We start from the raw sequence: 6,550 nt of genomic DNA on the forward strand, positions 1-6,550 counted from the left end.
ACCGGGACCCCGGGGAATACCAACCTTTTTTCAACTACCCGGCATTTGTTTAGGCGCGCCGGACAACATAAAATAGAGTTGGAAGGAGCGAGTTCAATGAAAATCGATATCATTGGGGATATACATGGCTGCATGGCGGAATTCAGGAAGCTTACGGAAAAACTGGGGTATCAATGGGAAAACGGTATGCCCGTTCATCCAGGTGGCCGGCTGCTTGGTTTTGTCGGTGATCTGACAGACCGCGGGCCGGCATCTTTGGAAGTGGCCGATACTGTCTATCGATTGTGGAAAAAGAAGCTTGGCCTGTATGTCCCCGGCAACCACTGCAACAAGCTGTACCGATATTTTTTAGGGAGAAATGTCCAGCAGAAGCACGGCCTTGAAACAACGGTGGCGGAACTGGAGGCGCTCCCCGTAAAAGAGCGGGAACGGCACAGCAAACAATTTATGGAACTGTATGAGAAATCCCCGCTTTATCTTGTTCTAGACGGCGGCAAGCTTGTCATCGCCCATGCCGGGATCCGGCGCAAGGATATTGGGAAGATGAATAAATCGGTCCAGACTTTTGTGCTTTACGGTGATATTAACGGGGAAACCAATCCGGACGGGACACCGGTGCGCTGCGACTGGGCGAAAAATGACGAAGGGGAAAGCTGGATTGTATACGGGCATACGCCGGTGAAAGAACCGCGATGGATCGGCCACACGGTCAATATTGATACCGGCTGCGTATTCGGCGGCAAACTGACAGCACTCCGGTATCCGGAAATTGAAACCGTCTCCGTCCCCTCTTCAATGCCATATGTGGAAGAAAAGTTCAGGACGTTCGCCTGAATTTTAAAAACATCCATAAGGGCATAAGCGGAAGCATGAAAATCTTCCGGGTACCATCACTAAAGGAGATCCAAAAAGGGCGGTTTAGAAAGAAAATGCATTTCTTTCCCTGAAACCGGGTGCTGAAATGAAAGCTCACTGCAATGGAGCGCCTGCCGGGTGAAGCGGCTCGTGTTGCCACCGTACAGGCTGTCGCCGAGAAGCGGGTGGCCGATATAGGAAAGATGGACACGGATCTGGTGCGTCCTGCCGGTGTCAAGCCGGAGACGCACATGTGCATATGCCGGAAATTGCCGGACCACTTCATAATGGGTACGCGCAAACTGGCCATCGTCCCGGACTTCGCGTTCTATAATGCTCGTCTCTTTTCTCCCGATCGGGGCTTCAATTGTGCCACTTTTTTCAGTAAAAGCCCCTTCCGCGAGCGCTTCGTACGTCCGACAAATTTCATGCTTTTGCTGCATCAGGCTGCATAAATGGTGGATATAACGATTTTTTGCGATCAGGACAAGCCCGGATGTGTTCCGATCAAGCCGGGTCACAACATGGACTGCGGATTCTGTCCCGCTTTTTCGGTAATGGCCGAGCACTGCATTGGCAAGGCTTGCAGACGGGTGCTCGCGGGAAGGAATCGTATTCATAAACGCCGGCTTATCGGCAACAAGCACGCTTTCATCTTCATAGACAAGGCCGAACGGAATGTTTTCGGGCGTAAGATTGGGGCTCGGGGTTTCTTTTGGAAAAACAATGGCGGCCGCATCGCCCGGTTGCAAGCGATAGCGAACCGTTACTTCGCGGCCGTTCACAAGGATCAGCCCGCCGCGGAATTTAATATCCGCAAGCGCCCGTTTCGAGATATGGCGCGTTTTTAAAAACTCTTTCAATTCCTGATGTGCCTCATCTTCTGTAATTGTCCACGATAATGTCAACATGTTTTCACCTAATCCGAAATAAAAGAATCATGCACCCTCTTCCAGAAAGGAAACGGCCTGAAGCGGGCAAACCGGATTTTTTCTTTTGCCACGCGGTACTGGATGGACCGGACTTCCTTATGGAGCAATGTTAAATGGTCAACTGTTACCAAAAAATCTTTTTGCCGGACCGGGCGTAACACACAAGTATGGTGCCCCGGCAAAATAAGTGGCGAGCCGATTGTCCGGAACACTTTATTGTTAATGGATGCCATCTCGGTGAGCTGGATCGATTGCAGGGAAGGGTGGACAATCGCCCCGCCGAGCGCCTTGTTATAAGCCGTACTGCCGCTTGGTGTGGCAAGGCATAATCCGTCACCGCGGAAACGCTCAAAATGCCGGCCATTGATCTCCACATCGATGACAAATGTGCCGTCCACGCATTTGACCGTTGACTCATTTAACGCAAGGTAACGCGTTTCGTGGCCACCGTGCTCATATGCAATCATCGCTTCAAGAAGCGGGTAGTCCACCGTCGTGTAAGTTTTATGGGCGATCGCGTCGACCAGCTCCTCAATTTCATCCGGCACCCAGTCAGCATAAAAGCCGAGATGGCCGGTATGCACCCCGACAAAAGCCGTCCGGTCAAGCCGGGAACTGTAGCGGTGAAAAGCATACAGAAGCGTGCCGTCCCCGCCGACCGAGATCACGATATCCGGTTGTGCCTCGTCGTAAACAAGCCCGAAATCCTGCAAATAAGAACGCATTTTATGCATCCATATATTGGATTCCGTATCCCCTTTAGAAGTGATGGCAAATTTCAAGCTGCTTCTCCTCCCCTTCTTTTTTTGCCGCCGGTTTCATGGCTTTTTTCGTTCCGCGCGCTCTTTGTTTTTCGAAAAATACATTTGGGCTTCCTGAATTTCTTCACGGATCTCAGACATTTCTTCATCAAGGCGGAAAGCGGCTTCGGCAGCCCGCTTCAGCCGCAAATTAATTTCTTCGGGAAACCTGCCTTTATACTTATAGTTTAAAGAATGTTCAATCGTCGCCCAAAAATTCATCGCCAGCGTCCGGATCTGGATCTCCGCAAGAATTTTCTTTTCCCCGCGGATCGTTTGTACCGGATATTCAATAATGACATGATAAGACCGGTAGCCGCTCGGTTTTTTATTCGAAATATAGTCTTTTTCTTCAACAATCCGGAAATCGTTCCGGCGTCTGAGAAGCCCGACGACCAGTTTAATATCATCGACAAACTGGCACATCATCCTGAGCCCGGCGATATCTTGCATTTCCGCCTCCAGCCGGTCAAGCGGGATGCCTTTTATGTTCGCTTTTTCTATAATGCTTGCTACCGGCTTTACCCGCCCTGTCACAAACTCAATCGGGCAATGGGTATGCTCTTTTTCAAATTGGGTGCGCATCCCCTTTAACTTTACTTTTAATTCATCAACAGCCTGTTTATACGGGGTTAAAAATTCCTCCCAATCCACTGCCTGATCACCTCTTCGGATCTCATTCCAATGCAAAAACGGCCTCTACCTTATCCAGCATCTTTTTTCCGTAATTGCTGTTGCCTCGGATATTATCGAGCAAAAATTGAAGTTCCTCATCAAGCCCGGTAAGCTCCAATTTCCCATCTTTTGAAACAGCAACCACTTTTTTATGTTCAAATGCCGCCGTCCGAATCTCTTTCCAAACCGGAACAGGCAAATATAAATATGTATAATCTTCATCGCCGTCGTCTTCAGCCAGATAGATAAAGGCACAGGCATCCGAATCGACGATCATTTGCCCTCCCGGCTTCAGGTGCTGCATGGAAACGTCCGGGCGCTCAGCATGCAGTTGAAGGATCCCGTCTTTCCATTCAGGCTTTCCCAGTTCAATGATATTGCGCAATCTGCTTCCCTCCCTCTCCTTCCCGCCGGAAAACAAAGTTTCAATTCCATTTTATTTTACCATATCTCCACAGAGAATAGACACTTTAAGGAAGGGATTCGCTTTAGTATAATGAAGATGGAAGTGAGGGCTTATCATGAGCAAAGAAATTGAAATTGAATGTAAAAATATGGTCACCTGCCGCGATTTCTGCCGGCTTGCCCGGGCTTTTGGCATCGCGGAACATGATTTTAAACAGCAGGAAAACTTTTATTTTGATACACCTGATTTTGCTTTAAAACATGAAAGATCGGCCTTGCGTGTCCGGAAAAAAGCAGGGTACTTCCAGCTCACCCTAAAAACGCCGGAGGAAACCGGACTGCTGGAAACAAGCCAAATGATTGGCGAAAAGGTTTTTCAAAAGCTTAAAAATGGGAGCGGTTTTCCGGAAGGCGAAGTCATGGAAAAATTAATGGAACTAGAAGTGGCGCCAAGTAAATTGGTGTATTTTGGAAAACTTACAACGAAGCGGGCTGAAATCGCATATGAAGGCGGGCTGCTCGTATTTGACCATAATTTTTATTTAAACGAGGAAGATTTTGAGATAGAATATGAAGTAAGTGAACTGGAAACAGGCACAAAGCAGTTTTTAAAATTGCTGGAAACGTACGGCATCCCGCACCATCCGGCAAAAAACAAGGTTCTCCGCTTTTATGAGGCAAAAAGGAGCAATGAGAAATGAGTACAATCAGCCAACTCGCGTCTTTAATGGAACTGGAGGCGCTGCGGTCGCTTTCTCCCGGCAGCAATGCTGCTCAAACGGGCAACAGCACCTCCCTTTTTCAAGAGATGCTGTCAAGCTTTTTAGAAGAAGCAAAGGAAAATGAAACGGCTGCTGGCGCAAGCGGTAAAGACGAATCCGGGGTGTTATCATCCCTGGCAGCAACTTTAAATCCGGCGTTCAATTCATTGTCTTCTTTAACAGGGGAAAATCCGGTGCTTACCACGTTGCCTGCCTTTACGGGATTAAGCACTTTGTCCGGTAAAGCGACAGCAGCTACTGCGCAGGCAGGAACAAGCGCGGCTTTTTCCGCTTCTGCACAAAATTCAGCTTCAGAAAGCACGCAGACAACAGCCGCTTCCGGCAGTGGTGGAATCCCGGCGAAAATCAGCCAGGCGATTCAGCAAGCATCGGAAAAATACGGCGTGCCAGAAAAGCTCATTCAAGCTGTCATCAAACAGGAATCCGGTTATCGTCCGGATGCAGTGAGTGCGGCAGGCGCAGCAGGGCTGATGCAGCTGATGCCAGAAACGGCGGCCTCGCTCGGGGTAAGCAATGTACTTGACCCGGAACAAAATGTGGACGCCGGCACAAAGTATTTGAAATCTTTGCTGGGAAAATACGACCACAATGTCCAGCTTGCATTGGCCGCCTATAATGCAGGCCCCGGCAATGTCGACCGATACGGCGGTATTCCGCCATTCAAAGAAACACAGAAATACGTCTCATCGATTATGAATCATTTGGCATAACGATTAAAACCCGCCGCTCTGTGCGGCATTTTTTTATGGGGAAATTTCTGACTGGAGCCGATGAAGAACATTACCCGGTCAAGGCTCCGCTTTTTTGTCTTTCATTTGTCGTGTGAAGGACATTTTAATGGTTGGTGGCCCGCGCTTTGTCCTTCATTTGCCCGATGAAGGACATTTTAATGGTTGGTGGCTCACGTTTTGTCCTTCATTACCTCGATGAAGGACATTTCTACGGTTTCGAGCTCGTGTTTTGTCCTTCATCAACCCGGTGAAGGACATTTTCCCGGTCTCGGGCCTGCGTTTTGTCTTTCATCTGCCCTATTAAAGACATTTCAATGGTTGGTGGCATGCGTTTTGTCCTTCATTAACCCAATGAAGGACATTTTCACGGTTCGGGGCTCGTGTTTTGTCTTTCATTTGCCCGATGAAGGACATTTCAATGGTTGGTGGCATGCGTTTTGTCCTTCATTAACCCAATGAAGGACATTTTAATGTGTGGTGGCACGCGTTTTGTCCTTCATTACCTCGATGAAGGACATTTTCATGGTCTCGGGCATGCGTTTTGTCCTTCATCAACCCGGTGAAAGACATTTTCACGGTCTCGGGCTCGCGTTTTGTCCTTCATTTGCCGTATGAAGGACATTTCAACGGTTTCGGGCATGCGTTTTGTCCTTCATTTGCCCGATGAAGGACGTTTCAATGGTTGGCGGCCCGCGTTTTGTCCTTCATCAACCCGGTGAAAGACATTTTCACGGTCTCGGGCTCGCGTTTTGTCCTTCATCAACCCGGTGAAAGACATTTTCACGGTCTCGGGCCTGCATTTTGTCCTTCATTTGCCCGATGAAAGACATTTCAATGTTTGGCGGCTCACTTTTGTCCTTCATCACCCCGATGAAGGACATTTCAACGGTTTCGGGCATGCGTTTTTTCCCTTTTACAGATTCAAAAGGACGTTTCGGGCCTGTATGCAGCGTGTTCTGTCCTTTTGACAAGTTCAAAAAGACATTTCGGGCCTGGGTAGAAGTCAATTTGTCCTTTTGACGGTTTCAAAAGGACATTCCGGGCCCGGTTACGGTGCGTTTTGTCCTTTTTGACAAGTTCAAAAAGGCAGTTCGGGCTCAAACGTCACTCCTTTTGTCCTTTTGGCGACATCAAAAAGACAGTTTGAGCCCGGATGCAGCCTGTTTTGTCTTTTTGACAGGTTCAAAAAGACAGTTTGAACCCAGACGCAGCCTGTTTTGTCCTTTTGACAAGCTCAAAAAGACATTTCGAGCCCGAATGCAGCCTGTTTTGTCCTTTTGACAGCCCCAAAAAGATTAAGTCCGTATAATTGTGTAAAAAGAAGGAGTCATTTTATCAACTCTTGGCAACACTGTTTTCAACGACAATAA

General features: G+C 48.3%; 7 protein-coding genes. 3 read left to right on the plus strand and 4 right to left on the minus strand.

The window, feature by feature from the left end:
* Window positions 1-96 precede the first annotated feature (96 nt).
* Window positions 97-834 (plus strand): bis(5'-nucleosyl)-tetraphosphatase PrpE, encoded by a 738-nt coding sequence (prpE, locus tag NFR98_RS09940; protein WP_014095713.1) that lies wholly within the window; start codon window positions 97-99, stop codon window positions 832-834.
* Between the two features lie 59 nt (window positions 835-893).
* Here prpE and NFR98_RS09945 read toward each other — a convergent pair whose 3' ends face one another.
* Genes NFR98_RS09945 through NFR98_RS09960 form a run of 4 tightly spaced genes read right to left on the minus strand, consistent with a single transcriptional unit; the run spans window position 894 to window position 3,647 of the window.
* Window positions 894-1,766, minus strand: coding sequence for an RluA family pseudouridine synthase (locus NFR98_RS09945; protein WP_017551789.1), 873 nt, complete (start codon window positions 1,764-1,766; stop codon window positions 894-896).
* Window positions 1,767-1,774: 8 nt separating this feature from the next.
* The gene (locus NFR98_RS09950; RefSeq protein ID WP_014095715.1) at window positions 1,775-2,569 is read right to left on the minus strand and encodes an NAD kinase; all 795 of its coding nucleotides are present in this window, start codon (window positions 2,567-2,569) and stop codon (window positions 1,775-1,777) included.
* A gap of 36 nt (window positions 2,570-2,605) precedes the next feature.
* Entirely contained in the window at window positions 2,606-3,241 is a 636-nt protein-coding gene (gene yjbM / locus NFR98_RS09955) for a GTP diphosphokinase (protein ID WP_172653432.1), read from the minus strand.
* 22 nt (window positions 3,242-3,263) lie between these two features.
* A complete protein-coding gene (locus NFR98_RS09960) occupies window positions 3,264-3,647 on the minus strand; it encodes a UPF0738 family protein (protein ID WP_014095717.1) in 384 nt (127 codons plus the stop codon).
* Window positions 3,648-3,783: 136 nt separating this feature from the next.
* On the opposite strand from NFR98_RS09960, the gene NFR98_RS09965 reads away from it, so the two are divergent.
* Both NFR98_RS09965 and NFR98_RS09970 read left to right on the plus strand, forming a co-directional pair.
* Window positions 3,784-4,368, plus strand: a complete 585-nt coding sequence (locus tag NFR98_RS09965) for a CYTH domain-containing protein (protein WP_014095718.1) — start codon at window positions 3,784-3,786, stop codon at window positions 4,366-4,368.
* Window positions 4,365-5,159, plus strand: coding sequence for a lytic transglycosylase domain-containing protein (locus NFR98_RS09970; protein WP_014095719.1), 795 nt, complete (start codon window positions 4,365-4,367; stop codon window positions 5,157-5,159). Before NFR98_RS09965 ends, NFR98_RS09970 begins: the two co-directional genes overlap by 4 nt.
* The last annotated feature ends 1,391 nt before the right edge of the window (window positions 5,160-6,550 follow it).

The sequence above is a fragment of the Weizmannia agrestimuris genome (assembly GCF_943193165.1).
Taxonomy (GTDB): domain Bacteria; phylum Bacillota; class Bacilli; order Bacillales; family Bacillaceae_C; genus Weizmannia; species Weizmannia faecalis.

Coding starts and splice junctions, on each gene's coding strand:
- prpE (WP_014095713.1), top strand. CDS start 97: ATGAAAATCGATATCATTGGGGATATACATGGCTGCATGGCGGAATTC.
- NFR98_RS09945 (WP_017551789.1), bottom strand. CDS start 1,766: ATGTTGACATTATCGTGGACAATTACAGAAGATGAGGCACATCAGGAA.
- NFR98_RS09965 (WP_014095718.1), top strand. CDS start 3,784: ATGAGCAAAGAAATTGAAATTGAATGTAAAAATATGGTCACCTGCCGC.
- NFR98_RS09970 (WP_014095719.1), top strand. CDS start 4,365: ATGAGTACAATCAGCCAACTCGCGTCTTTAATGGAACTGGAGGCGCTG.